The sequence below is a fragment of the Nocardia exalbida NBRC 100660 genome (assembly GCF_000308575.1).
GTDB classification, from domain to species: domain Bacteria; phylum Actinomycetota; class Actinomycetes; order Mycobacteriales; family Mycobacteriaceae; genus Nocardia; species Nocardia exalbida.
Genome location: NZ_BAFZ01000088.1, coordinates 1 through 25,667, shown reverse-complemented (window position 1 = coordinate 25,667; position 25,667 = coordinate 1). Strand labels below are relative to the sequence as shown.

Sequence of the window (25,667 nt, the reverse complement as noted above, 5' to 3'; positions counted from 1 at the left end):
ACGCGTCCACAACCGCAACAACCCATTCACCCTGCCCACCTCCCCCCGATCCAACAACGACCCCACCAACTCATCCGCCTCCGGATCCCACACCGTCAACGGATCAACCCCCTCCCCACCACCAGCCACCGACCCCGACGGCGACCACGACCACGGCACCGCCCGCCCCGGCACCACCACCGCCGACAACGCACCCACCGCCCCCAGCACCCCACCAGCCCGCAACGCCTCACGCCTACTGAAACCATCCATCACAACACCACTCCTCATTGAGCCGGGACGGGATCGCGAGGACGCGGCGGCGAGAGTGTCATCGCCTGTCCTTACGATCAGAATGGCTATTAACTTAGCACACGTTCTAGCTGTTGTCCCGGTTGTATTCAGGAGCGGTCGCAACCTTCTGCGCTCCGGTGGACGAGCTGGCCGACACGGCCTAATTGCTTGCCTGAGGGGGAGTCAACCCAGGTCTGGGCGAGAGGCGAACGCCGACAGCTCTCCCGAAGACTCGACGGAACGGGGTACATGTTCCGCCTTCGACCTTCGTCTTGCATTGGATAATGTCGAGTCACATAGTGCTGCGAGGGGCGTCAACCACCAGCCGAGTCACCGACCGCCTCGGCCGCTCGGACTTACGCTGCCCGCCAAGTCGTCTCAGGGGCCGGGCATGCCCGGTGAGACTGTGTTCGGCGAACCGGGGCGGGCACCTTGTCAGCGCGCGCGAACCGTCGGTACCCACGACAGGGCTCAGGCGACGACCGAGCGCTGTGGTACTCCGATGTACGCGCTCAGCGGGCGGATCAGTGCGTTCGATTCGCCTTGCTCGATGATGTGCGCGGTCCAGCCGGTGATGCGGCTCATCACGAAGATCGGGGTGAAGACCTCGATGTCGAAGCCGAGCAGGTAGTAGGCGGGGCCGGTCGGGAAGTCCAGATTCGGCGCGAGGCCGGTGGCCTCGTTCATCGCGCGTTCGAGGATCTCGTACATCCGCACCCACTTCCGGCCGTCGGTCGCGGCGGCGATATCCAGGAAGGCCTTCTTCATGGTGGGTACCCGGGAGTCACCATGCTTGTAGACGCGGTGGCCGAAGCCCATGACCTTTTCCTTCTCGGCCAGTTTGTCGCGCAGCCACTTCTCGGCCAGCGCGGGATCGTCGATCTCGAGCATGTCCCGCATGACCGCCTCGTTCGCGCCGCCGTGCAGCGGCCCCTTCAAAGCGCCGATGGCGGCGGTGACGGCGCTGTAGATATCCGACAGCGTGGAGGTGACCACCCGAGCCGCGAAGGTGGAGGCGTTGAAACTGTGCTCGGCGTAGAGGATCAACGACACCTCGAACGCTTTCACCAGTTCGCGCGATGGGATGGTCCCGAAGCACATGTTCAGGAAATTTTCGGCATACCCCAGGTGCGAGTGCGGTGCGACCGGGTCGAGACCATGGCGACGGCGATGGTCGGCGGCGACGATGGTCGGTAGCACCGCGAACATGCGCAGTGCTTTGGCGCGATTGGCCCTCGCCGAATTGTCGTCCTCGGCCGGATCTTCGGCGCCGAGGTAGCTGATGGCAGTGCGGACCACATCCATCGGGTGGCAGTTGTCCGGCATCTTGGCCACCAGCGACAGGAGCGACCGGTCGGCGCGCCGCCATGCCCGCTCCTGCTGGCAGAACCTCTCCAGCTCGGCGTCGGTGGGCAGTTCACCGTGCCAGAGCAGGTAGGCCACCTGCTCGAAGCCGCAGTGGGCGGCCAGATCCTGCACGGCGTAGCCGCGGTAGGTCAAGGAGTTGGTTTCGGGCACCACCTTCGAGATGGCGGTGGTGTCGACGACTACCCCTGCCAGACCTTTGCTGATGGCCGGTATCGCGATGTCCGTCATCACGGCTTCCTTCCCGGAGTGAAATCGAAGATGTGGGAGTCGAATTCGTTGTAGGCCTCGTACCGCAGCAGTTCGTAGAGACGGCTGCGGTGCTGCATCCGATCCAGCAGGCCCGCCTGTGTGCCGCGCTCGAAGATTTCGCGCAATCCGGCTTCCGCCGCGAACATCGCCAGACGCAGCGTCGACACCGGGTAGATCACCGCGTTGTAGCCGATGGATTGCAGAGTGGCCGCCGGGATCAGCTCCGACTTGCCGAATTCGGTCATGTTGGCCAGCAGAGGAATCGAGACCGCGGACCGGAACTTCTCGAACTCGGCGACCGTCCGCAGCGCTTCGGTGAAGATCAGGTCGGCGCCGGCGTCGACGTAGGCGTTCGCCCGGTCGATCGCGGCGTCGATGCCTTCGATTCCGGCGGCGTCGGTGCGCGCGCAGATCACGAAGTTCGGGTCCCGTCGCGCGGACACCGCTGCCCTGAGCCTGCGCACCATCGCCTCGGTCGTCACCACGGCCTTGCCGTCGAGGTGACCGCACCGTTTCGGGTTCACCTGGTCCTCGAGGTGACAGCCCGCGATTCCGGCGTCTTCCAGAATCGATACGGTGCGTGCGGCACTCATCGGTTCACCGAAGCCGGTGTCGGCGTCGATGAGCACCGGCAGGTCGGTGACCCGCGCGATCTGCCTGCCGCGTTCGGCGACCTCGGTCAGCGTGGTGAGCCCGATATCGGGCAGAGCCAGATCGGCGGAGACGACCGCCCCGGAGACGTAGACGCCTTCGAAGCCGATCTCCTGGATCAGGGCGGCCACCAGAGGGTTGAAGGCGCCGGGGAATCGCTGGAACGTGCCGGAGGTCAGTCCCGTACGGAATGCGGCCCGTTTGTCGGCGGCCGAGGTCGCCGCGGCCAGCAGGCCGGTCATCGGAAAAGCCCTTCCGGAAGCTTCGGCGCCTGGGCGAGCACTCGGTTGGAGACCGAGAAGTTCAACTGTGACAACTCCTCGGCAGGCAACTCGGCCGCGCGCTGCGCGACTTCCAGGAAGCGGTCCTGTTCAGCGGGATCGATGATGCCCTGCGCCAGCGTCCGGAACTTGGCGATGTACTCGCCGCGGGCGAAGGGGCGCGCGCCGAGCGGATGCGCGTCGGCCACCGCCAGTTCGTCGACGATCACCTCACCGCTGGTCAACGTGACCTCCGCGCGGGCGCCGAACGCTTTCTGCCCCGGGTCGGTCGAGTGGTAGCGGCGGGTCCACTCCGGGTCCTCGGCGGTGGAGATCTTGCGCCACAACTCGACGGTGTCGGGGCGCTGCGCGCGCTCGGGCGCGTAGGAGCGCTCGTGATGCCAGGTGCCGTCCTGCAGGGCGACGGCGAAGATGTACATGACCGAGTGGTCCAGGGTCTCCCGCGACGCGGTCGGATCGAACTTCTGCGGGTCGCCCGATCCGGTGCCGATCACCACGTGGGTGTGGTGGCTGGTGTGCAGCACGATCGAGGCGATCCGGTCCAGGTCACCGATCCGCTCGCGCATCCGCCGGGCCAGGTCGATCGGCGCCTGGCTCTGGTATTCGGCGGAGTGCTCCTTCGTGTAGGTGTCGAGGATCGCGCGCTTGGGCTCGCCCGGGCCGGGAAGCGGCACCGAATATTCCTTGTCGGGTCCGCCGAGAAGCCGGGCGATCACACCGTCCTCGCCCTCCCAGATCGGCGACGGGGCGCCCTCGCCACGCAGGGCGCGGTCCACGGCCTCCACCGCCATCTTTCCGGCGAAGGCGGGCGCGTAGGCCTTCCAACTCGAGATCTCCCCCTTGCGGGACTGGCGGGTCGCGGTGGTGGTGTGCAACGCCTGGCCGATGGCTTGGTAGATGGTCTCGGTGTCCAGCGCCAGCAGCGTGCCTATACCGGCCGCCACCGAGGGACCGAGATGGGCCACGTGGTCGATCTTGTGCTCGTGCAGGCAGATCGAACGTGCGAGATCCACCTGGATCTCGTACCCCGTCGCCAGCCCGCGGATCAGGTCCCGGCCGCTGCGGCCGGCATGCTGGGCCACCGCCAGGATCGCCGGGATGTTGTCACCGGGGTGGGAGTACTCCGCGGCCAGGAAGGTGTCGTGGAAATCCAGCTCGCGTACCGCGACACCATTCGCCCAGGCCGCCCATTCCGGCGAGAACCGGCCCGGCACACCGAACACCGTCGCGCCCGGTCGATACGGATGCGTCAGCGCCTGCGCCCGGGCGTTGGCCACCGGACGGCGAGTCACCGACGCGGCCGCGACCGCCGCGTTGTCGATGATCCGGTTGACGATCATCTCCTCGGTCTCCGGCGCGACCGCCACCGGATCCGCGGCAACCTCGGCGATCCGCCACGCGAGATGCTCCGCGCGCGGGAAGTGCTCGGCGGAGCGGTGGGTGCGGACGAGGTGGTTTATCACGGGGTGCGCCTCCGAACGTCGATTTCCGGTTTCCGATTCGCACGCTACTCACGCCCATAACGGCTCGAAATGCCTCGCAGATGCCGATATTTGCGTACCGAAACCAGCGAATATGCGTAGATTGCGAAAGTTTCTCCGGCCGGTTCAACTGAGGCGATGTTCGGCAAGGAGCCGGGTATCGGCGAGTATCTCGTCTATCGGCCCGTCGGCGACGACGTGTCCGTCGTCGAGGATGACGGCACGCTCGCAGATGCGCTGGGCGTAGGGCAGATCGTGGGTGACCAGGACGAGTGTCGTCGGCAGGGTGAGCAGGATCTCGGCGAGTTCTCGCCGGGCGACCGGGTCCAGGTTGGCCGCGGGCTCGTCGAGGACGAGTACCTCCGGGCAGCATGCCAGGACGGTGGCCAGCGCGGCGCGGCGGCGTTCGCCCAGCGACAGACGGGCCGGGGAGCGGTCGGCTCGATCGGTCATCCCGACGGCGGCGAGCGCGAAGCGCACATTCTCGGCGAGGTCTTCGCCGCGCATGCCGAAGTTGGCGGGTCCGAACGCGACATCTTGTTCGACGGTAGGCATGAACAGTTGGTCGTCGGGGTCCTGGAAGACGACGCCGACGCGCCGGCGTACGGCGCGCACGGTGGTGCGGTCCACGCGGGTGCCGCCGATGTACACCTCGCCCGATGTCGCGCTGAGCACACCGTTGAGATGCAACATCAGTGTCGATTTGCCCGCGCCGTTGGGGCCCAGAACCGCGACCCGTTCGCCGCGGGCGATGTCGAGATCCACCCCGTGCAACGCCCCGGTCCCATCCGGATAGGCGAAGGTCACGCCGGCCAGACGTACGGCGGGGGCCGTCGACTCGTTCACCGGGCGACCCAGGCGCCGACACAGACACCGAGGGCGGCCGAGGCGGGAACACAGGAGAAGATCCATTGCCTCCAGGTGGCCGGAGGCGTGCCGAAATCGGTGATCGCACCGGTGAACCCGCGCGAGAGCATCGCCAGGTGAACCCGTTCGCCTCGTTCGTAGGATCGCAGGAACAGGCTGCCGACGCCGCGCGCTGTGGCACCGATCTGACGCATCGTCCGCGGGTCGTCTCCGCGCGAGATCCGCGCCAACCGCATGCGGGCCGCCTCGTCGGCGATCACGTCCACATACCGCAGCATCAGCACGACGATCGTGACGAGCATGCCGGGCACATGGAGCCTGCTGAGTCCGCCGGGCAGCTCGCGCACGCTCGTGGTGGCCGCGACGGTCAGCGAAACACCCACTCCGATCGAACCTTTCGCGATGATTCCCCATGCGGCGTGGACGCCCGTCGTCGACATCGACAGGCCGAAGACAGTCGTTCTGGGTTCTCCGGCCGCGAACGGCAGCAGAATCGCCAGCACGACGAAGGGCATTTCGATCAGCAGCCGCGGCGCGATCCACCGCGGCGGAATCCGCGCCACGCGCCAGACGACGAGCAATCCGGCCGCATAGACGGCGAACGGCCAGAACATGTCCCTTGGTGTCGCGACCACCGCGAAGACGGTGATCACGGCGCAGACGATCTTCGCCTCGGCCGGAGTCCGATGCACCGGCGAACCGCCGGGCAGGTGCAGCCGATGGCTGACGGTGGACACCTAGCCGGACTCCGGTTCGGGTGACTCGGTTGCGCCATTCGAAACACGTTCGCCCCCAGTGCGATTCGACCGACCTACCCTGATGATGCGCACCACGGCGAACAGCGCGGCGAATGCGGCGGCGGCTCCGAGAATGCCCGCCACGCCGGTCAGCCGGTCATCGCCGTCGATCGTGTACCCGGCCAGCGGCGAATCCGCCAACGCGTGATCGTCCGCGTTCCGCGCGATGCACTCGCCGCGCAGTTCTTCGTTGGCGTCGACCTGCGCCACGGTACAGCCGCGCCGTGTCGTGGCATCGAGACCGTCGGGTCGTGAACTCGCCAGGTACGAGAGCAGGCCCGCGACAAGTACCGCGACGGCGGCGAACCCGAACAGGAATCCGTTCATCGAGAGTGCGGCGCGCGGCGTCCGCGCACGCGTTTTCGTCCGATCGGCGGCGCGCAGAAGGTAGACGAGGTCGGGGCGGGCGTTGACTACGGCGACGACGGTGATCGCGGTGATGATGCCTTCCCCGATACCGATCAATGCGTGGGTGCCCAGCATGTACCAGGTCACCGCGCCGACAGTGGATCCCGCCGCCCCACCGATGGCGTACTCGGCAGCGAAACCCATGGCGGCACAGATGGTTGCGACCAACGCGGCGACGAATGCGACGACACCGATCCCGCCGCGTCTCGGCGCGAAAGGCAGCAACTGGCGCGCGGCGAGATAGCCCGCCGCTGCCCCGAGCAACGCCATATTCGTGATGTTCGTACCCAGCGCCGTCAACCCGCCGTCGGCGAACAGCAGTGCCTGCACGACGAGCACGATCGCCACACACAGCGCACCCACGTAGGGCCCGGCCAAGATCGCGGCGAGCGCGCCACCGAGCAGATGCCCGCTCACGCCCGGCAGGATCGGGAAGTTCACCATCTGCACCGCGAAGATGAACGCGGCCACCAGACCGGCCATCGGAGCGGCACGCTCATCGAGTTCGGCACGCGCGCGCCACGCCGCGAATCCCAGCCCGGCGAGGGCGATGACCGCGAATACCGCGGAGGTGGGTGCGTCGACGATGCCATCGCTCATATGCATCGCCGACATGGTCTCCCTCACCCAGAGAAACGATACACGCGATATATGTTCAACTGGACCGATATCTGGGTGTCCGCAATATTTGGCCGCGCCGAGCAGACAACGGCAGAGTAGAGCGGTGGCTACGAGTGACCCGCTGGATTCCGAACACGCCCGGCCCGCCGGGCTCGGCTTGGACGTCTCCAGCGTCGAGCATTGGGCACACCGATTCGACCTGCTGTCCGACGCCAATCGGCTGCGGCTGCTGGTGTGCCTGCACCACACCCCCGGCCAGAGCGTGACCGAACTCGCCGCCACGGTGGAGATGACGGCGACCGCCGCCTCACACGCCCTGCGCCAGTTGCGTCACCAGGGGTGGGTCACCGCATCCAAGAGTGGCCGCATCGTGCGCTACCGCCTCGCGGACGAAACGATTCATCGACTCCTGCACTGGATCGGCGCCACCCACGCCTCGGAGCCGAGTCCACTGTAGGGAACTCGACGATTCGGCATGGACGGTGCGGGTGATGCCGCGGTGCGCTGCCCGGCGAGGGACCGCGGGATCAGCTGGTGCTCAATTCAGCAGCGAACAGTTCGCGCACACGCTGCCAGGAATCGTCGGCGGCTTGCTTGTCATAGGGCTCGCGACCGGGGAAGAAGAAGGCGTGGCGGGCACCGGGATACACGACTACTTCGTGCCGGACGGACGCCGCCGACAGTGCTTCCTCGATCCGGCGCCGCTGGTCGGCATCGATGACATGGTCCTGCTCGGCGAAGAACAGCGTCAGGCGCGCGGTGATCCGCGAGGTCGCCGCCAACAGCGGGTCCGGAACGCTCAACGCCGTTCCGGGGTCGGGCAGCCATCCCGGGTAGTAGATCGCCGCGGCGCGCAGCGGCAGCCGGGTCGCCGCGAAATAGGTGACATGCCCACCGAGGCTGAAGCCCAGCATACCGGTCCGGTCAGCGGCACCGGCATGCTCTCGGGCATAGTCGGCGGCGGCGCGCAGATCCGCCTCCACCCCGTCCCGGGTCAACCGGCCCAGCAGATCGAACGCATGGGCCCGATTGACATCGCTCTCCTCGATACCGGTTGAGGTGTCGGGACCGGAGCGGTGGTACAGGTTCGGCGCGATCGCCACATACCCCAGCGCGGCCACATCACGGACGACGGCCCGAACCTCATTCGTCAGGCCCCACAATTCCGCTCCGACGAGGACCAGCGGGTAGTCGCCCGGTCGAGCCGGGCGGGAGATATACGCCGCCATGGGCATCGTGTCGTGTTGAATGATGTCGATCTGTTCGGCCGTGATCTCGAATGCCACGACACGACTGTATCCAAAAGTCGCCTGGCTCGTCGCCACCACATAATCGGAGGCATACCCTGCCCTTCCGATCCGTTTCGACCACTGCCCGACACGGTTTCAGCACCGTTGCCGCCGCCGCCACAGATGGCAAGCTCTCCGGTTGCGGCGTGGTGGCTGCTGTGCCTGTAATGAGCGCGAGCGTCCACTGCGGCGCGTCGGATGTAGGTGGACGGTGTGGTGGTCCGCCGACTGCTAGGAGTTCAGCATGACAACCGGATACGTGTGGAACACCCTCTATGGTTGGGCCGACACCGGCAGCGGAAGCCTGTTCCCCTCCGACGCCACGGCCGGCCTTCAGCCGATCGGGCATCACCTCGCCCATCCCGACACCAAACGGCGTTTTCACGAGTTGGTCTCGGTATCGGGCTTGCTGGACAAGCTGCATTCGATAACAGCGGCGCCCGCCGACGAGGCCGACATATTGCGGGTGCATACCGCGCAGCATCTGGAGCGGATCAAGGCCGAGAATCTTCTTCCGAAAGGCGGGGACGCCGGCGACGGCGTCTCGTCGTTCGGAAAGGGCGGATACCAGATCGCCGCGCTCTCGGCGGGCGGCGCGATCGCACTCGTCGAGCATGTGCTCGCGGGGACGGTCGACAACGGTTACGCACTGGTCAATCCGCCCGGGCACCACGCGACCCGCGCCACCGGCATGGGCTTCTGCATCTTCAACAACGTCTCCATCGCCGCCGCCTATGCGAAAAACGTGCTCGGCGTCGGGCGCATCGCCGTCGTCGATTGGGACGTCCACCACGGCAACGGCACGCAAGACATCTGGTACGAGGATCCGTCGGTACTGACCCTCTCGATCCATCAGCATCTGTGTTTCCCGCCGAATTCCGGCTACCGCGAAGAGCGCGGCGCGGGCGCCGGATACGGTTACGCGCTCAACGTGCCGCTTCCACCCGGCAGCGGGGACGCCGCCTATCTGCACGCGATCGACCGGGTCGTCGAGCCCGCGCTCCGTGCCTTCGCCCCCGAGCTGATCATCGTGGCCTCCGGTTTCGACGCGAGCATTCTCGATCCGCTGGCCCGGCAGATGGTCACCAGCGGCGGCTTCCGGCAGCTGACCCGGCGGATGCTCGACATCGCCGCCGAAACCTGCGCGGGCCGGATCGCGTTCGTGCAAGAAGGTGGCTACAGCCCGCACTACGTTCCGTTCTGCGGGCTCGCGGTGCTGCGCGAGTTGCTCGGTGAAGAGTTCCTGGACGACCCGTACACCCCCATCGTCACGACGCAAGGCGGCGACGTCCTGCTCGACCACGAGGCCGCCGCGATCGAAGCGGCGGCAGGCCTGGTCGCCGAACTCTGACGCCGACCGCGTCGGCTAGCGGAGCGGCAGCGCAGCCGCGCCACGGACCACACCGTCGCGCAGAGCAGCAGGCCGTTGCGCAGCGCCAGCACAATGACTCCCGGCCAGCTTCCGGTAGCCACCCGGTCGTAGACGAACGGGAATTCCACCTGGCTCAGCAGCGCCGTCGCCAGCACCAGCATCACCACGGGCCGCTGCGTGGTGTGCGAGTCGAGCGCGCAGACCGCGGCCACCGCCACCGCCCACACCAGGTACTGCGGGCTGAGTACGCGGCTGGTCACCAAGGCGAGCAGTACCGCGGCCAAGGCCAGATCCGCTGCCGGGGGCCGCATGCGCCACCAGATGAACAGCAATATCGCGCCCCCGAGAACCGTGGCGGCCACGCACCCGCGGGCCGCGGCGGACACCGCGGGCCCGGACAACTCGTCGGCCCCGTAACGATGCACGATGGTCCACCCGCCGTTCACCAGACGCGCGATCAACAGCGGTGTGGCAGCGGCGGATTCGATTTGCAGCCCGCGCTTGGACTGGAATTGCAGAAACGACCACGCGCCCGGGCCCAGCGCCGTCAATCCGACGCTCGCGGTCAGACCGGCGCCGGCCGCCACCGCACTCATCCGCCACAGCGTTCGCCTGCGCAACCCCAGCAGAACCACCACCGGCCACACTTTCAGCAAGACGCCCGCGGCAGCGGCCGCGCCGGCCAACGCCGGTCGGCGCGTCGACCACAGCAGTGCCGCGGCCGCCGTGGCGGCCACGATCAAATCGAATCGGCCGTAACAGACCCGGCCCAGCAAAGCCACCCCGACCGTCCATACCCACGGCCCGGTCTGCGCGACTGCCCGCCCGTCGGCACCTGCGGCCCGGATCAGCAAACTCAGTACGCTCGCGTCCGCCGCGGCGACCAGCGCGAAGAACAACCAGTTGTAGGCGAACCCGTCGCCGAGCAGCCAAGGCACCGCCAGCAATACCCCCGCTCCGGGCGGATACTGCCACCGCTCGTCGTCCAGCGGGAAAACACCCCGGCCGACGATGATTTCGGCCCATTCCCGGTACAGCGTCAAGTCCGCGGCCGAGGCATCCCAAACGCTGTGCGGCAACACCGTCACCCCGGTGAACACCACCATCAGCAGCCGCGTAACCACCCACACCAACCACAACGTCGATACCGACGACAGCCCACGCACAACGCCGCAGCCTAACCATCGCCACACCTATCCCCCACAAGACGCAGGCCACGATGCACCGGCACAGACGCACCGGCACAACGGATTCCGACCATGCGGTCAGCGGCCGAGTGTGTCAGGGGGCGATCGGCTGGAACGGGCGGGTCTCGTCGTGACCGAGGCGCACGACGCCGGCCGACGACTCCCGAACCTCGTTCCACTCCCCCGGCAGGTCGCGCAGCGGCTCGGAGACGACGAATCGCGCCTCCTCGCCGAGCAGGCGGAGAGCTTTCACCTCCGGGTGCAGCGCACGTACTTTCGCGACATCGGTGGAGTAGAACAGCGACCGCGATCGCCGTTCGGTGGAATACCGGAAGAACCACATGGATGCGCCGTCGGTGGTCGCGACGGTCATCTGCACCGGGGCCTCGACCTCGTATGCGCGACCGACGTCCTCGACGAAGCCGACCGCACGGGCGACCGCGCCGAACGGGTCGTCGACGAGTCCGAAGCTCAGCGCCAGGAAGAAGAGCACTTCCGAATCCGTGGAACCCTCGATGTCGGCGAACAACGCCGGTTCCACCGCCGTCATCAGATCGCGCTTGAACTCCCGGAAACCGCGCAGCGATCCGTTGTGCATCCACAACCAGTGCCCGTGACGGAACGGATGGCAGTTGGTGCGCTGCACCTCGGTTCCGGTCGAGGCGCGCACGTGCGCGAAGAACAGCGACGTGCGCACCTGAGCCGCGATCTCCCGCAGGTTGCGGTCGTTCCACGCCGGTTCGATGTTCTTGAACATGGCCGGACGCGGACCTTCGCCGTACCAGCCGATCCCGAAGCCGTCACCGTTCGTGGTCGTCGCACCGAGCCGGGAGTGCAAGCTCTGATCGATCAACGAATGCGCCGGCCGGAACAAGAGTTCCTCGGCCAGGATCGGCTCACCGGAATAAGCCATCCACCTGCACATACATCGATTGAAGCAAAGCAGGAGACGTTCGGCCACCAGCATCGGCACCCAGCCCGCTGGTCGCCGTCTCGGATCATGACCGCATGGCTCAGCCCACGGGGGCGCCGAACCACTTCGGCAGCCGGCCGAGCAGCTCCTGCTGATCTTCACCGACCCACGCCACATGACCGTCCGGACGCAACAGCACCGCGGGCACCTCCAGTTCCTCGCTGACGTCGACGACGTGGTCGACGCGATCCGCCCAGCCCGTCACCGAGAGCCGGCCGGTCTGGTCGAGCAGCAGCCCGCGGCCGCCGTGCATCCGCTCGTAGAGGCGCCCCTGCTTCAACGCCACGTCCCGCATCCGCCTGCCGAGCAAGTCGTGCCCCTCGCCGAGGTCGTAGCGGACCCCGACCGCGGTGATCATCTCGGTGACGTACCGGTTCACCTCCTCGAAGTCCATCAGCTTCGAGAACAGCTCCCGCAGCGCGGTCGCACCCGGATCGGACCCCATCAGGGTGATCTGCGCGCGGGTGTTCTCCAGCACGCGCGCTCCCACCGGGTGCCGTTCGTCGTGGTAGCTGTCCAGCAGCCCCTCCGGCGCCCAGCCGTCGACCTCGGCGGCCAGTTTCCAGCCGAGGTTGAACGCGTCCTGGATCCCGAGGTTGAGCCCCTGCCCACCGGTCGGCGGGTGGATGTGCGCCGCATCGCCGGCCAGCAGCACCCGGCCGACCCGGTAGCGCTCGGCCTGCCGAGTGGCATCGCCGAACCGGGACAGCCAACGCGGCGCCCGCGCGCCGAAGTCGGTGCCCGCGAAGGTGCGCAATTGCTGTGTGAACTCCTCTAACGTCGGTGCGGCCGCACGATCCTCGGCCACCCCGGCGGCGGGTACGACGATGCGGTACACACCCTCCTCGTGCTCGACGGCGGCGGCCCCGAACCGCTTCTGGGTCTGGTGGACCTCCGCGACGATCGCGGCCACCGTCGCCGGGTCCTCGGTCAACTCCATCACGCCCAGCAGCGTCTCGACCTTGGTCGGCTCGCCGGGGAAACCCACGCCGAGCAGTTTGCGCACGATGCTGCGAGCGCCGTCGCATCCGACGAGGTAGCGCGCACGCAAGTGCGTCCCGTCCGCCAGTTCCACGGCCACCCCGCCCTCGTCCTGGGTCAGCCCCACCAGTTCGCAGCCGCGGCGGATCTCGGCGCCGAGTTCGAGAGCACGCTCGTTCAGCAGCCGTTCGGTGACCGTCTGAGGATTGGCGAGACCGTAGGGGTGCGCCGTGTCCATCCGGTCCGGCCACGGCTTCACGATGCCGCCGAAGAGACCGCCGACCTGGAACTTCTTGCTGACCGCGAGGAACCTGTCCAGCAGGCCGCGCTGGTCCATCATCTCGACGCTGCGCGCGTGCAGCCCCTGCCCCCGCGACCGCTCGGTGAGCTCCGCCTCCTTTTCCAGCACCAGCGTGTGCACGCCGTGCAGCCGCAACTCGCAGGCCAGCATCAATCCCGTCGGTCCGCCGCCGGTGACGATCACATCGATCACGCAAACTCCATCCCTGTATCCCGCGAAACCCAATCGGAGCCGAAGCGCACATACCCCCGCGAATCCGCGATTTCCGCAGGTTATGGCTTCGGCTGGAGATTGTGCAGCACGACCGGGGTCTTGCCGCAAGGCCCCGGGTGCGATATATGTTGAAAGTGGCAAGGAGTGCATGACTCCTTGCTTTCGTTTTTCAGGCTGGATACGCGCGCGTTTCGGTGGCCTTCACCGCGGCCCACAGCCGCTGCCCCGGATGGAGCCGCAACTCGGCGACGGTGGCCGGTGTGATGTCGGCGAGTACGGGCGGGGTGCCGTCGAGACGAATCCGTGTGATGTGAGCGTGTTGCTCGATACCGGTGATGGTGACCGGCCAGCAGTTGCGCGGGCTGCCCACGGGTTGTCGCGGATGCAGGCCGACGGCGTTGGGGCCGAAAGCCACATGGACCCGCCCCTGCGCGGGCTCGGCGATGGTGATGCTGCCGCCCCCGTCCAGGTCGACGAGCGTGCCACGCGCGGTGCCGCGGTAGAGGTTCAAACCCATCAGCGTGGCCACGTAATCCGATCGGGGCCGCGCCGCCACTTGCGCGGGCGGTCCTTGCTGGACGATCGCGCCGTCCTCGAGGATGACCAGCCGGTCGGCCAGGACCATCGCGTCGAGCGGGTCATGGGTGACCAGCACGGTGTGGCCAGGGTAGTCGCGCAGATGGTGGGCGAGGTCGGAGCGCACGTGCAGCTTGGTGCCGGCGTCCAGCGCGGCGAGTGGCTCGTCGAGCAGCAGAAGCCGCGGTTCGGTGACCAGCGCGCGGGCCAACGCGACCCGTTGCGCCTGCCCACCCGACAGCGCTCGCGGTTTGCGCTCCGCGAAATCCGCCAGGCCCACCCGGTCGAGCCAGCGGGTGGCCTGCGCGCGGGCCGCAGCGCGCCGATACCCCCTGGCGCGCAGCCCGAAGGCGACGTTCTCCAGTGCCGACAGATGCCCGAACAGCAGGTAGTCCTGGAACACGACACCCACCCGCCTGTGTTCGGCGGGCACGAAAATCGACGGTGGCGCGTCCCAGGTGGTTCCGTCCAACCGGATGTGCCCGCCGGTCAACGCGATCAGTCCCGCCAGGGAGCGCAGGGCAGTGGTCTTGCCCGCTCCGTTCGGTCCCAGCAGGGCGACCACCTCCCCCGGTTCGGCGACCAGGGGCAGCTCCAGCGCGAAACGTCCTCGGTCGATCCGCAGGTCGGCCTCCAAGCTCATACCGCTCCCCGGATCCACCGTTCGCGCAACGCGACCAGCACGGCGACCGAGACGGCCAGCAACACCAGGCTGAGCACGATCGCGGCGTCCGGATCGCTCTCCAGCGCGAGATAGACCGCCAGCGGCATGGTGGTGGTACGGCCCGGGAAGTTGCCCGCGAACGTGATGGTGGCGCCGAACTCACCGAGCGCACGCGCCCAGCACAGCACCGAACCGGCGATGACTCCGGGCAGCACCGACGGCAACGTGACCCGGCGGAAGGCGTACCAGCGGGTGGCGCCGAGCGTGGCGGCCGCCTCCTCGAAGCGCGGATCAGCTGCCCGCAGGGCTCCTTCGACGGAGATCACCAGAAAGGGCATGGCCACGAACGCTTCGGCCACGACCACCCCGGCGGTGGTGAACGGCAGCGAGACATCGAACCATTCGTAGAGGTACCGTCCGATCAGCCCGCGCCGCCCGAGCACCAGCAGCAGCGCGACACCGCCGACCACCGGCGGCAACACCAGCGGCACGGTGACCAAGGCGCGGATCAGTCCGCGCCCAGGCAGTTCCGCGCGCGCGAGTACCCAGGCCAGCGGAATGCCCAGAACCAAGCAGATCGCCGTGGCCGCGGTCGCGCACACCAGCGAAAGCCGCAGCGCCCGGCCGACTTCGGCACTGAGCAGCCGGTCCGGCATGCTCGCCCACGGCGCTCGCGCCAGCAGCCCGATCAGTGGGACGACCAGGAACGCCAGCCCGCAGACGGCGGGCAGCATCAGCGCGACCGGTCGCCGCCCGAGCACCGCCCGCCGGCGCGAGGGCGCGATCACGGGGTGTCGAACCCTGCCGCGGCGAAGACCGACTCGGCCTTCTCCGAGGTCACGAACTCGACGAACGCCGCGGCGGCCGCCGCGTTCGGCGCGTGCGCCAGCGGCGCGATCGGGTAGTCGTTGACCGCCCCGGCCGATTCCGGGAAGTCGATACCCTCGACCTTGTCGCCCGCCGCTTCGACGTCGGTGCGATAGACCAGCGCGGCGTCGACCTCGCCGAGGGTGACCTTGGTCAAGACGGCCTTCACGTCCTGCTCGCGGGTATCGGGCTGGGGTGTGATGCCCGCGGTCCGGAACACCGTCTCGGCCGCCGCACCGCAGGGCACCTGCTGCGCGCACAAGGCGAGCTTGGGCTCGGTCCTGCCGAAATCGGCCAGCCTGGTGATGTGCCCGGGATTGCCTTTCGGCACCGCGATCTCGAGCCGGTTGCGCACGAAAGTGACCGGCGTGGCGGTGACCGAACCTTTGTCGCGAACCTGCTGCATGTTCTTGGGCGCGGCCGAGGCGAACACGTCGGCCGGTGCGCCTTGGTTGATCTGTTCGGCCAGGGCGGAACTCGCGCCGAAGCTGAAAACCACCTCGAGGCCCGGGTGCGCGGCCTCGAACTGCTTGCCGAGCTCGCCGAACGTCTCCGTCAGCGAAGCGGCGGCGAACACGGTCACCGTGCCCGACACATGCTGCGCGTCGGCGTGCCCACTCGTGTCGCCGGAACCACAGCCCGCCGCGGTCACGACAGCCGACACGGTCGCGGCCGCGACACCCCATTTGCGAATCATTCTCATCCTCGTCAACTTTCCGGTATCTCCACGACGACGTGCGTGGATTTCACCGACGCGACAGCGATGCTGCCGACTTCCAGACCGAGTTCGTCGACCGATTCCCGGCTCAGCAGCGATACCAGCCGGAACGGTCCGGCCTGCATCTCCACCTGCGCCATCACGGTGTCCTTGACCACCCGGGTCACGATTCCGCGCATCCGGTTGCGGGCCGAGGCCGCGACCGTCGCCCCGGGTGCGGGCGCATCGGCATTGGCCCGCAGGAACTGGGCGAGCTCGCGGCCGCTGACCCCCATGCGGCCGCTGTCGAGCTGAATCGCGGTCAGACGGCCCTGGTCGATCCATCGCCGCACCGTGTCGTCGCTGACCCCCAGCAACGCGGCCACTTCACTGATCCGTAGATTCGACACGAAGCACAGCATATTGCCGCATCCACGGTATTGATAACCGAGGGGAACCGCGATCTCGGCACGAACGCTAGTGCCGTCACCGCTGGGAATCGAGCACTGGCGTGAGACCACCCGGTCCACCGCACCGGTTCGTCGGCTATACCGTCGTGGTACGCCGCAGCGCGCGTAGTCGTGGCGCACGGCCGATGAAAAGGACCTCCAGCGACATGTCGACATCGAAGAAGGCGATTCCGCAGACCCGCACCCGGGAGCTGGCGGCCGCCTGTCGTGCCGACATTCCGGCGCTGACCGACCGGCTGATCTCGGAGATCTTCACCGACAATCCCGAGTGGACCGACTATTCGACGGTTGCCCGCGCCGACCTGGTCGACGGCTGCCGCCGCTACGTGACACGCATCCTCGACCTGCTGGGCGCTCCGGCCACCGCGTTCGACGACGAGGTCGCCGCTTCCATCGGCCGCCGTCGCGCCGAACAGGGTGTGCCGCTGGAAGCCATGCTGCGCACCTTCCGCCTCGGCGGCCGGATCGTGTGGGAGGTCTTGCTCGACAAGGCCGACGAACTCGCTCCCGGCGAGATCCGTGCGGCGGGCACCGGGTTGTGGGCCGTGATCGACGCACTGTCCTCGTCCCTGGTCACCTCCTACCGGAATACCGAACTCGAGCAACTGCGCAGCGACGAACGCCGCAGGCACGCCCTGATCGAGGACCTGCTCGCGGGCCGAGCCCACGACACCACCTTCGCCGCGCGCGCCGCGCGTGAGCTGAACCTTCCGGCCGGTAGCGCCTTTCTCGTCGTAGTCGCCTGCGGTGAAGGCGAGGCGGTGCACACCGGTACCGAGGCCGCGTTGGCCGCGGTCGGCATCCGTTCGGTGTGGCACGACCGCGTCGACTCGACGGTCGGGCTGATAGCGGTCGAGCGCCACGACGTCGCCTCCGTCCTGCGCCGGATCGAACCGCAGATCCGCGGACGAGCAGGCGCCTCGCCGACGGTCGGCGGGCTGGCGCAGGTCGGCACCGCGCACGGCTGGGCACTGCTGACCCTGCAGACCTTGCCCCGGGACGCGACCGGCCTCGTGCCGCTGCACGAGCGCTTCCAGCACGCCCTGCTCGTACGCTCGACCGACCTGACTGACATGCTGGTCACGCACACTCTCGGTCCGGTTCTGGCACTGCCGGCGGCCGAACGCGCGACCTTGCTGGACACCCTGGCGGCCTGGTTGACGCACGACTGCTCAGCGGCCCACGCCGCGACACGACTGCATTGCCACCGCAACACTGTCATCAATCGGCTGCACCGCATCTCGACCTTGCTCGGGCGCCCGCTCGAAGGCCGGCGCGACTATGTGGAACTGTCCCTGGCACTGGCCGCGCTCGACCTCGCCCGAGCGTCGGACGGAGCCTGATCCTGTCGGCCGATTGGGCGCAGCGCCCAATCAGGACGCTGCACTACTGGGCTTCGTGGCAATTGTCTGTGCACTTCGCTACGGCAACACTCGATAGCGATGATCCACCCCACAACCGGGGGTGGATCGAATCATCGAGGACGAGGAGCACCACGAGTGCCGGATTTCGATCTCCTGGTGGTCGGCGGCGGCCCCGGCGGATATGTCGCCGCCATCCGCGCGGCCCAACGCGGCCTACGGGTCGGCTTGGTCGAGAAGGAGCGCCCTGGCGGGGTCTGCCTCAACTGGGGCTGCATTCCGACCAAAGCGATGCTGCGATCCGCTGAAATCTTCCACACCCTGAGCACCGCAGCGGATTTCGGCATCTACGCCGACAACGTGCGCTACGACTTCGCCGCGGTGCGCCACCGCAAAGACGGCATCGTCAAGCAACTCACCGACGGCGTGGCGGGCCTGCTCGCCGCCAACGATGTGACGGTGATCGAGGGTCACGCCCGCTTCACCGGCCCGACCGGTGTCGAGGTGTTCGAGACAGCCCAGTCGCCGGTCTTCCCCGGCGGCCCCCGCTACGCCGCCGCGCCGACGGCCACCGCCACCCGCGCGATCAGCGCGACCGACGTGATCATCGCGACCGGATCGGTGCCCGCGCGACTGGCGATCCCGGGTGCGGACCTGCCGGGCGTCATCACCTCCGACGGCGCGTTCGGGCTGACCGACGTGCCCGAACGCCTCGTCGTCATCGGCGGCAGCGCGGTCGGCGCGGAATGGGCCAGCCTGTTCGCGAGCTTCGGCACTCAGGTGACCATCGTCGAAATGCAGGACACCCTGGTGCCGCTGGAGGACGCCGACCTCGGCGCCGCCCTGGGACGGTCGTTCACCAAGCGCGGCATCACCGTGCTCACCGGCTCCACGGTCGAAGCCATCACGCGGACCGACGCGCTGCGGGTGAGCGTCACCGGCGAGCACGTGCGCGAACTCGACGCGGACGTGGTGCTGGTCGGCGTCGGACGCAGGCCCAACACCGCCGATCTCGGCCTGGACGTCGCGGGAATCGGCACCGACGCTCGCGGTTTCATCCCCGTCGACGAGCAGCTGCGCACCGGCGTGGAGCACGTCTACGCCATCGGAGACGTCACCGGACGTGCCCTGCTCGCGCACGTCGCCTCGCATCAGGGCCTCACCGCCGCGGATGTGATCGCCGGTCACCCGGCGCACATCGACTACACCGCCATCCCGGCCGCCACCTTCACCCACCCCGAGATCGCGAGCGTCGGGCTCACCGAGGCGAAGGCCCGCGCCGCCGGGCACGACGTCGTCACCGCACGCTTCCCCTTCGCCGCGCTGGGCCGGGCCCAGACCTTCGGCGAGACCGAGGGATTCGTCAAAATCGTTGCCGGGCAGCGTCATCGAGAAGTGCTCGGCGTGCACATCATCGGCCCGTCGGCCAGCGACCTGATCACCGAGGGCGCGCTGGCCATCTCCCTGGAGGCGACCCTCGACGAACTCGCCGACACCATCCACGCCCACCCCACTCTCGGCGAGATCGGCATGGAGGCGGCCCTGGCCGGCCTCGGACTGCCCGTGCACGTCGCGCCCAGGAAGCGTTGAGGAGCCCCGCCGTGACCACCAGCACCACCCCCCGCACACCGAGTCGCAAGACGACTCGGTCGGCGACGCGTCGGTCCGCGTCGAGCGCCGAGGATCGCGGCATCGAGGATGCCTCCACCCAAACCCGCGCCGCCGCGGGCAGCGCCCCGGTCGACGCGCGCATCACCGGGGAGGATCCCGACACGCTGCGCGGACTGTATCGCGACATGCTGTTCGTGCGCCGGTTCGAGGAGCGCACCGCGCAGAGCTACCAGCAGGCCCAGATCGGCGGCTACTGCCACCTCAACCTGGGCGAAGAGGCCACCGTGGTCGGGCTCGGCGCGGCCATGCGCCCGACCGACTACCTGTTCACCAACTATCGCGAGCACGGCTACGCGCTGGCCAAAGGCATCGAACCCGGCCGGGTCATGGCCGAGCTCTACGGCCGCTCCACCGGCACCTCCAAGGGCTGGGGCGGCTCCATGCACATGTACGACACCGCGACCCGCCTGCTGGGCGGTTACGCCATCGTCGGCGGCCAGGTGCCGTTGGCCGTCGGCGCGGCGCTGGCCATCGACTATCGCGGCGAAGACGACGTGGTGGTGTGCCAGATGGGCGAGGGCACCACCAATATCGGCGCGTTCCACGAGTCGTTGAACATCGCGGCGCTGTGGAATCTGCCGGTGGTGTTCCTGGTGATCAACAATCAGACCGGGATGGGCACCACGGTCGAACGCTCCTCCGCCGAACCGGATCTGTGGAAGCGCGCGGCCGCCTACCGCATGCGCGGAGAGCGCGTGGACGGCACCGATGTGCTTGCCGTGCGCGAAATGGCCGGTGAGCTGATCGAAATCGCCCGGCGCGAACGCAAACCCGCGCTGCTGGAGGCGGTCAGCTACCGCCTCAAGGGCCATTCGGTGGTCGACCCGGCGAAATACCGCACCGAAGAGGACGTGTCGATCGCCCGGAGCAACGATCCCGTCGTCCGGTGGCGCGAGGCGCTGCTCGCCGCCGGTGTATTGAACGATTCGTCCGTGGCCGCGCTGGAAGCCGAGGTGAGCGCCGAGGTCGCCGCGGCGGTCGAATTCGCCGCGAGCAGTCCGCACCCGCAGCCGTCGAGCCTGTTCGACTACAACTACGCGACGCCCGTGGCGGGCGACTCGCGCCGCCTGCCCGCCGATCCGCTCTTCACCAGTTAAGGACATCACCGTGGCTGTCATGACCTATCGCGAGGCGCTGCGCGAAACCCTCCGCGAGGAGATGCGGCGCGACGACGATATCTTCCTCATCGGGGAGGAGATCGGCATCTTCGAGGGCTCCTACAAGATCACCGCGGGTTTGCTGGCCGAATTCGGCGAGAAACGGGTGCGCGACACCCCCATCGCCGAAGAGGGTTTCGTCGGCGCCGCCATCGGCGCCGCCATGCTCGGCCTGCGCCCGGTGGTGGAGATCATGACGATCAACTTCTCGCTGCTGGCGCTCGATCAGATCGTCAACCACGCCGCCAAGATCTACGGCATGTTCGGAGGACAGACCAGCGTGCCCATGGTCATCCGCACCCCGGGCGGCGGCGGACAGCAGCTGGGCGCGACACATTCGCAGAACATCGAGCTGTACTACGCCTTCGTGCCGGGCCTGAAGGTGGTCGCGCCCAGCACTCCGGCCGATGCGCGAGCGCTGCTCAAAGCCGCCATCGAAGACGACGATCCGGTGCTGTTCCTGGAGAACCTGTCGCTATACAACACCAAAGGGGAAGTGCCGCAGACCCTTCCGGCCGCCCGGATCGGAAAGGCCGCTGTCACGAGGACCGGCTCCGATATCACGCTGATCGGCTACTCCCGCATGGCCACGGTCTGCACCGAGGTCGCCGAGCGACTCGCCGCCGACGGCTTCAGCGCCGAGGTCGTCGACCTGCGCAGCCTTCGTCCGCTCGACCGCGACACCCTCGTCGAGTCCGTTCGCAAGACCGGTTGCGCCGTGATCGGCGAGGACGACTGGCTCACTTACGGAATCGGCGCCGAGGTCGCCGCCTCCATCTCCGACGGCGCCTTCGACTATCTGGACGCCCCGGTGCGCCGGGTGGCCATGGCCGAGGTGCCGCTGCCCTACGCCAAGCCGCTCGAACGGCTCGCCCTGCCGTCGGCCGATTCGCTGTACACCGCCGCGGTGGAAACCCTCGCGGCAGTCGGCAAACGACGCTGAGACCCGAGGACGCATCCCATGCCCGAAATCACCATGCCCCGCCTCTCCGACACCATGGAGGAAGGCGTCATCGTCTCCTGGCTCAAACAGGTGGGCGATCCGGTCGAACGAGGTGAAATCCTCGCCGAGATCGAAACCGACAAAGCCCTCATGGAGCTCGAGGCCTACGACAACGGCGTACTCGAGCAGATCCTCGCCGCCGAGGGCGCGCGGGTGCCGATCGGCACCCCGATCGGCCTCATCGGCGACGGCAGTGCCACAGCAGCGACCGGCGTGAGCGGCAACGCCCCAGCCCCGGCCACCGCCGCGCCCGTCGAGCAAGCGCCCGCACCGCGTCCCGGCAACGGCGCCGAGCCGGGCAGCCGCGCGGTCGCGGCCACTGACGGCGCCCACGCAACGCCGGAACGCAAGAAGACCTCGCCGCTGGCACGCAAGATCGCCGCCGAACTCGGTGTCGACATCTCCACCGTGGCGGGCACCGGCCCGGGCGGACGCGTCGTCCGGCAGGATGTCGAATCCGCCCATCGCGCAGCCGAACTCGACCCGCCGACCGAAGTGGTCCCCGCTGCCTCGACCGGAACCTCTTCTCCGGCTCCGGGTGACTACGAGGAGATCCCGCTGACGACCGTTCAACGGGTCTCGGCCACACGGCTGACACAGAGCAAACAGCAGGCCCCGCACATCTACCTGACCTCCGCGATCGATGTCACCGAACTGTTCGGCTTCCGCGCGCAGATCAACGACACGCTGGCGCAGACCGGCACGGGAAAGGTCAGTGTCAACGATCTGCTGGTCAAGGCCGTCGCCGTGACGCTGCGGACGAATCCCGCGGTCAACGTCTCCTTCGCGGGCGACAAGCTGTTGCGGCACCGCGGAGTGCACCTCGGCATCGCCGTCGCCACTCCCGCGGGCCTGCTCGTCCCGGTGCTGCGCGACGCCGATCGCAAGAGCGTCTCGGAGATCGCCGCCGAAAGCCGCGACAAGGCCGAACGCGCCCGCGAGCGCAAGCTGCGCACCGACGAGATGAACGGCGGCACCTTCACTATCTCCAACCTGGGGATGTTCGGAATCGAGCACTTCACCGCTGTGATCAACCCACCCGAGGCCGCTATCCTGGCCGTCGGCGCGGCCACCGACGAACTGCGGCCGGCGGACGATCGGGTGGTGACCAGGAAAATCTTGCGCGTCACCCTGTCCGCCGACCACCGCGCCATCGACGGAGCCGTGGCCGCCCAGTTCCTGCAACAGCTGAAAGGTCTGCTCGAACATCCCCTCCGGATAGTGACCTGACGCTACGTCCATCATTCGAGCCCGGCACGACGCCGTCGCAGGAGAACACGTGTGCTCGGCCTGCCACTGTGGCGCGGTGGCAGACCGGTCCCTCAGCCCACCGCCTTCTTCACCAGGTCACCGATCCGCGCCTCGTCGGCGGCGGTCAGCTTCGTGAGTGCGAAGGCGGTCGGCCATACGGTGCCGTCGTCGAGTGCGGCGATGTCGTTGAAACCGAAGGTCGCGTACCGCGATTTGAACTTCTCGGCGCTCTGGAAGAAGCACAGGACCTTGCCGTCCTTGGCGTAGGCGGGCATGCCGTACCACAGTTTCGGCGACAGCTGCGGAGCGCAGGCTTTGACGATGGCGTGCAGTCGTTCGGCGATGACCCGATCGGATTCCCGCATCCCCGCGATCTTTTCGAGCACGTCGTTCTCCCCGTCCGCCTTGGCCGCTCGCGACCCCCGGCGCGCGGCCGTCTTCAACTCTTGGGCGTGTTCTTTCATCGCGGCTCGTTCCTCGTCGGTGAATCCGACGGAAGCCTTGGTCTTCGCGGTGGTACGGGTAGCGGACTGCTGCGTGGTCATGAGCTGGTTTCCTTCGTGTCGATCGTCAATGAGGGTGGTGGCGGGGGGATTCGGCGCTCAGCGGTCCTGGATCAACCCGAGCACGTTGCCGTCGGTGTCGGTAACGGTGGCCACCAGGCGGCCGCCGCCCACGTCGTGCGCGTGCTCCGTCACGGTGGCGCCCGCGGCGGTCAACTCGGCCAGCTTCGCCTCGATGTCGAGCACATGCCAGTAGGCCACCGGCGCGGTCATGCTCTGCGGGCCGCCGCCGGGCACCAGCCCGATGTGCTGGCCTTCGGCCTCGAAACCGACGTAGTAGGACGTGTCGGTCTGCGGCGCCACGCCGAGCAGCGCGGCATACACCGCCTTGGCCGCCGCCAGGTCGGACACCGGATGCAGCACGGTCTTGATTCCCTGGGTGGAAGAGCTGGTCATGATCACTCCTGAACTCGTCGGTCTGGTTGTTCCCGGTGCCCGCCTGTCGGGGCGAATCGAACGTGCTCACAGCATCTCCTCCGGCGCGGCCCGCGCACATCCGTGGCGACCACGGAACCGACCACGCAACGCGGCACGGATCGCCCACGGTGGGTGCTGGGGTGCCGCGCGGAAGTGGTCCGTGGTGAGGGGTGCGGACAGGCCGGAATCAGCTCCCCACCACCGGAAACCGACCGCGGAGTATGAGTGCGGCGCGCGTACGGCAGAATCGGTGCCATGGCGGCGACGGTGGAGATCTCGGCTCGGGAGGCCGAGGTGCTGGCGCTGGTGGGGGAACATTTCAGCAACGCCGAGATCGGGGCGCGGCTGTTCATCTCCGTGCGCACCGTGGAGAGTCATGTCTCCTCGCTGCTGCGCAAGCTGGAGGTACCGGATCGGCGGGCACTCGCCCAGCGAGCGTCCGATCGGCCTCGCGCCGACCGATCGCACCCGGGGCCGGTGCTGCCGACACCGCTGACCTCGTTCGTCGGCCGGGCGCGGGAGCGGGCCGAGCTGACCGAGATGATCACGAAACATCGGCAGGTGACCGCCGTCGGCCCCGGCGGAGTGGGCAAAACCCGGCTGGCGCTGACGGTAGCCGCGCAGCTCGCAGGCGAATTCTCCGACGGAGTGTGGTTCGTCGACCTGGTACCGATCACCAGCGCGGATACCAGCGTGATCGCCGGCACGGTCGCCCTCGCACTCGGTCTCGGCGAACAACCCGGCCGGGCCATGGACGAGACCGTGCCTGCCGCGCTCGCCGACCGTCGTGCGTTGCTGGTACTCGACAACTGCGAACACGTGCGGGACGGGGTGGCGCCGTTCATCGAACGGCTGCTCGCCACGTGCCCCGGCGTGACGGTGCTCGCGACCAGCCGGGCCCGGCTGATGGTTCCGTTCGAACGGGTATACGCCGTCCCGCCGATGTCACTGACCGGCGAGGGCGCATCGGACGCGGTCGAGTTGTTCATGGACCGCGCGGCCGCGGGCGGCTGGCCGCCGAATCATGCGCTGCGCGACGATGTCGCCGCGTTCTGTGCGCGGCTGGACGGGGTGGCGCTGGCGATCGAACTGGCCGCCGCCCGCTGGACCACACTCGGGCTCGACGGTCTCGAAGCCGGACTGTCCGACCAGCTGCGAATGCTGGCGGGTGGCCCGCGCACCGAGGACCGGCACCGCTCGGTGCGGGCAGCGCTGGACTGGAGTCACGCCCTGCTCGAGCCGGACGATCGAGTGCTGCTGCGCCGGGTGTCGGTCTTCATGAAGTCGTTCACTGTCGCGGCCGCGGCACAGGTGGCCGCCTCCGAGAGAAGCGTTGTCGCCGACGGCCTGGCCCGGCTCGCCGAGCAGAGCCTGCTGGTGGTGACAGCGTCCCCGAGCGGTACCGCATACCGTGCGCTGGAAACCATCCGCCAGTACGGGATGGAGCGGCTCACCGAAGCAGGTGAGCTGGACGACATCCGGGCCCGTCACCTGAGCTGGTGCCTGGCCGCGGCCGCCGAGCTGGCGGTGGTGGGAACGGACTGGCGGCCACGATTCGACGCGGTGGCCGACGACTTCCGCGCCGCGATGGCGTGGGCGGGTGACCGGCCGCCCCAGCGCGCGGATGCCGGCCGCTTCGCTCAGCACCTGGCGCAACT

Annotated in this window: 23 protein-coding genes and 3 pseudogenes; 8 read left to right on the top strand and 18 right to left on the bottom strand. The window is 68.2% G+C overall.

The features are described from left to right. From ON29_RS36720 to ON29_RS36710, 8 genes and pseudogenes are all read right to left on the bottom strand, one after another. Window positions 1-252: pseudogene (locus ON29_RS36720) on the bottom strand (oxygenase MpaB family protein); the annotation flags it as partial. Window positions 253-744: 492 nt separating this feature from the next. Next, window positions 745-1,869, bottom strand: coding sequence for a bifunctional 2-methylcitrate synthase/citrate synthase (locus tag ON29_RS20865; protein ID WP_040868675.1), 1,125 nt, complete (start codon window positions 1,867-1,869; stop codon window positions 745-747). Beyond that, window positions 1,869-2,783: a methylisocitrate lyase gene (gene prpB / locus ON29_RS20860; protein WP_040868674.1), complete on the bottom strand. Its 915-nt coding sequence runs from the start codon at window positions 2,781-2,783 to the stop codon at window positions 1,869-1,871. The genes ON29_RS20865 and prpB overlap by 1 nt, the downstream gene beginning before the upstream one ends. Continuing rightward, the gene (gene prpD / locus ON29_RS20855) at window positions 2,780-4,285 is read right to left on the bottom strand and encodes a 2-methylcitrate dehydratase PrpD (RefSeq protein ID WP_040868672.1); all 1,506 of its coding nucleotides are present in this window, start codon (window positions 4,283-4,285) and stop codon (window positions 2,780-2,782) included. The genes prpB and prpD overlap by 4 nt, the downstream gene beginning before the upstream one ends. Window positions 4,286-4,429: 144 nt before the next feature. Continuing rightward, entirely contained in the window at window positions 4,430-5,149 is a 720-nt protein-coding gene (locus ON29_RS20850; protein ID WP_040868670.1) for an energy-coupling factor ABC transporter ATP-binding protein, read from the bottom strand. After that, complete coding sequence (gene cbiQ / locus ON29_RS20845) at window positions 5,146-5,907, bottom strand: cobalt ECF transporter T component CbiQ (RefSeq protein WP_040868669.1); 762 nt, start codon at window positions 5,905-5,907, stop codon at window positions 5,146-5,148. Before cbiQ ends, ON29_RS20850 begins: the two co-directional genes overlap by 4 nt. Next, window positions 5,908-6,294 (bottom strand): PDGLE domain-containing protein, encoded by a 387-nt coding sequence (locus ON29_RS36715; protein WP_217999243.1) that lies wholly within the window; start codon window positions 6,292-6,294, stop codon window positions 5,908-5,910. A gap of 45 nt (window positions 6,295-6,339) precedes the next feature. Continuing rightward, window positions 6,340-6,990, bottom strand: a pseudogene (locus ON29_RS36710) (energy-coupling factor ABC transporter permease); the annotation flags it as partial. Between the two features lie 127 nt (window positions 6,991-7,117). Here ON29_RS36710 and ON29_RS20835 point away from each other — a divergent pair. Then, window positions 7,118-7,453 carry an ArsR/SmtB family transcription factor gene (locus tag ON29_RS20835; RefSeq protein ID WP_040868685.1) on the top strand — a complete coding sequence of 112 codons (336 nt, stop codon included), beginning with the start codon at window positions 7,118-7,120 and terminating at the stop codon, window positions 7,451-7,453. Window positions 7,454-7,523: 70 nt separating this feature from the next. On the opposite strand, the gene ON29_RS20830 is transcribed toward ON29_RS20835, so the two are convergent. Then, window positions 7,524-8,282: a dienelactone hydrolase family protein gene (locus ON29_RS20830; RefSeq protein WP_040868667.1), complete on the bottom strand. Its 759-nt coding sequence runs from the start codon at window positions 8,280-8,282 to the stop codon at window positions 7,524-7,526. A 247-nt stretch (window positions 8,283-8,529) separates the two neighbouring features. Here ON29_RS20830 and ON29_RS20825 point away from each other — a divergent pair, with 247 nt between their 5' ends. Beyond that, window positions 8,530-9,636, top strand: a complete 1,107-nt coding sequence (locus ON29_RS20825) for a histone deacetylase-like amidohydrolase (protein WP_040868665.1) — start codon at window positions 8,530-8,532, stop codon at window positions 9,634-9,636. Window positions 9,637-9,905: 269 nt separating this feature from the next. On the opposite strand, the pseudogene ON29_RS37190 reads toward ON29_RS20825, so the two are convergent. From ON29_RS37190 to ON29_RS20795, 7 genes and pseudogenes are all read right to left on the bottom strand, one after another. Further along, window positions 9,906-10,763: pseudogene (locus tag ON29_RS37190) on the bottom strand (glycosyltransferase family 87 protein); the annotation flags it as partial. A gap of 175 nt (window positions 10,764-10,938) precedes the next feature. Then, a complete protein-coding gene (locus ON29_RS20820) occupies window positions 10,939-11,757 on the bottom strand; it encodes a class II glutamine amidotransferase (protein WP_040868664.1) in 819 nt (272 codons plus the stop codon). A 100-nt stretch (window positions 11,758-11,857) separates the two neighbouring features. Then, entirely contained in the window at window positions 11,858-13,291 is a 1,434-nt protein-coding gene (gene rox / locus ON29_RS20815; RefSeq protein WP_040868663.1) for a rifampin monooxygenase, read from the bottom strand. 190 nt (window positions 13,292-13,481) lie between these two features. Further along, on the bottom strand, window positions 13,482-14,531 hold the full coding sequence (locus tag ON29_RS20810) for an ABC transporter ATP-binding protein (protein ID WP_040868662.1): 1,050 nt from the start codon (window positions 14,529-14,531) through the stop codon (window positions 13,482-13,484). Continuing rightward, the gene (modB, locus tag ON29_RS20805) at window positions 14,528-15,286 is read right to left on the bottom strand and encodes a molybdate ABC transporter permease subunit (protein ID WP_051175428.1); all 759 of its coding nucleotides are present in this window, start codon (window positions 15,284-15,286) and stop codon (window positions 14,528-14,530) included. The genes ON29_RS20810 and modB overlap by 4 nt, the downstream gene beginning before the upstream one ends. A 50-nt stretch (window positions 15,287-15,336) precedes the next feature. Then, on the bottom strand, window positions 15,337-16,116 hold the full coding sequence (modA, locus tag ON29_RS20800) for a molybdate ABC transporter substrate-binding protein (protein ID WP_040868661.1): 780 nt from the start codon (window positions 16,114-16,116) through the stop codon (window positions 15,337-15,339). Between the two features lie 11 nt (window positions 16,117-16,127). Beyond that, window positions 16,128-16,526, bottom strand: coding sequence for a TOBE domain-containing protein (locus tag ON29_RS20795; RefSeq protein ID WP_040868681.1), 399 nt, complete (start codon window positions 16,524-16,526; stop codon window positions 16,128-16,130). Window positions 16,527-16,732: 206 nt separating this feature from the next. Here ON29_RS20795 and ON29_RS20790 point away from each other — a divergent pair, with 206 nt between their 5' ends. The 5 genes from ON29_RS20790 (at window position 16,733) to ON29_RS20770 (ending at window position 23,008) form a co-directional block, all read left to right on the top strand. After that, a complete protein-coding gene (locus ON29_RS20790) occupies window positions 16,733-17,929 on the top strand; it encodes a PucR family transcriptional regulator (RefSeq protein WP_051175427.1) in 1,197 nt (398 codons plus the stop codon). A gap of 156 nt (window positions 17,930-18,085) precedes the next feature. Then, window positions 18,086-19,537: a dihydrolipoyl dehydrogenase gene (gene lpdA, locus ON29_RS20785; RefSeq protein WP_040868658.1), complete on the top strand. Its 1,452-nt coding sequence runs from the start codon at window positions 18,086-18,088 to the stop codon at window positions 19,535-19,537. Window positions 19,538-19,548: 11 nt separating this feature from the next. After that, complete coding sequence (pdhA, locus tag ON29_RS20780; RefSeq protein WP_083863902.1) at window positions 19,549-20,715, top strand: pyruvate dehydrogenase (acetyl-transferring) E1 component subunit alpha; 1,167 nt, start codon at window positions 19,549-19,551, stop codon at window positions 20,713-20,715. 19 nt (window positions 20,716-20,734) lie between these two features. Continuing rightward, entirely contained in the window at window positions 20,735-21,718 is a 984-nt protein-coding gene (locus ON29_RS20775) for an alpha-ketoacid dehydrogenase subunit beta (RefSeq protein ID WP_217999242.1), read from the top strand. Between the two features lie 18 nt (window positions 21,719-21,736). Beyond that, window positions 21,737-23,008 carry a dihydrolipoamide acetyltransferase family protein gene (locus ON29_RS20770; protein WP_174371848.1) on the top strand — a complete coding sequence of 424 codons (1,272 nt, stop codon included), beginning with the start codon at window positions 21,737-21,739 and terminating at the stop codon, window positions 23,006-23,008. 92 nt (window positions 23,009-23,100) lie between these two features. On the opposite strand, the gene ON29_RS20765 is transcribed toward ON29_RS20770, so the two are convergent. Continuing rightward, window positions 23,101-23,574 carry an iron chaperone gene (locus ON29_RS20765; protein WP_040868654.1) on the bottom strand — a complete coding sequence of 158 codons (474 nt, stop codon included), beginning with the start codon at window positions 23,572-23,574 and terminating at the stop codon, window positions 23,101-23,103. A gap of 57 nt (window positions 23,575-23,631) precedes the next feature. Next, window positions 23,632-23,988 (bottom strand): VOC family protein, encoded by a 357-nt coding sequence (locus tag ON29_RS20760; RefSeq protein WP_040868676.1) that lies wholly within the window; start codon window positions 23,986-23,988, stop codon window positions 23,632-23,634. Window positions 23,989-24,264: 276 nt separating this feature from the next. Here ON29_RS20760 and ON29_RS20755 point away from each other — a divergent pair. After that, a partial coding sequence (locus ON29_RS20755) for an ATP-binding protein (protein ID WP_040868652.1) occupies window positions 24,265-25,667 on the top strand: 1,403 nt, incomplete at its 3' end.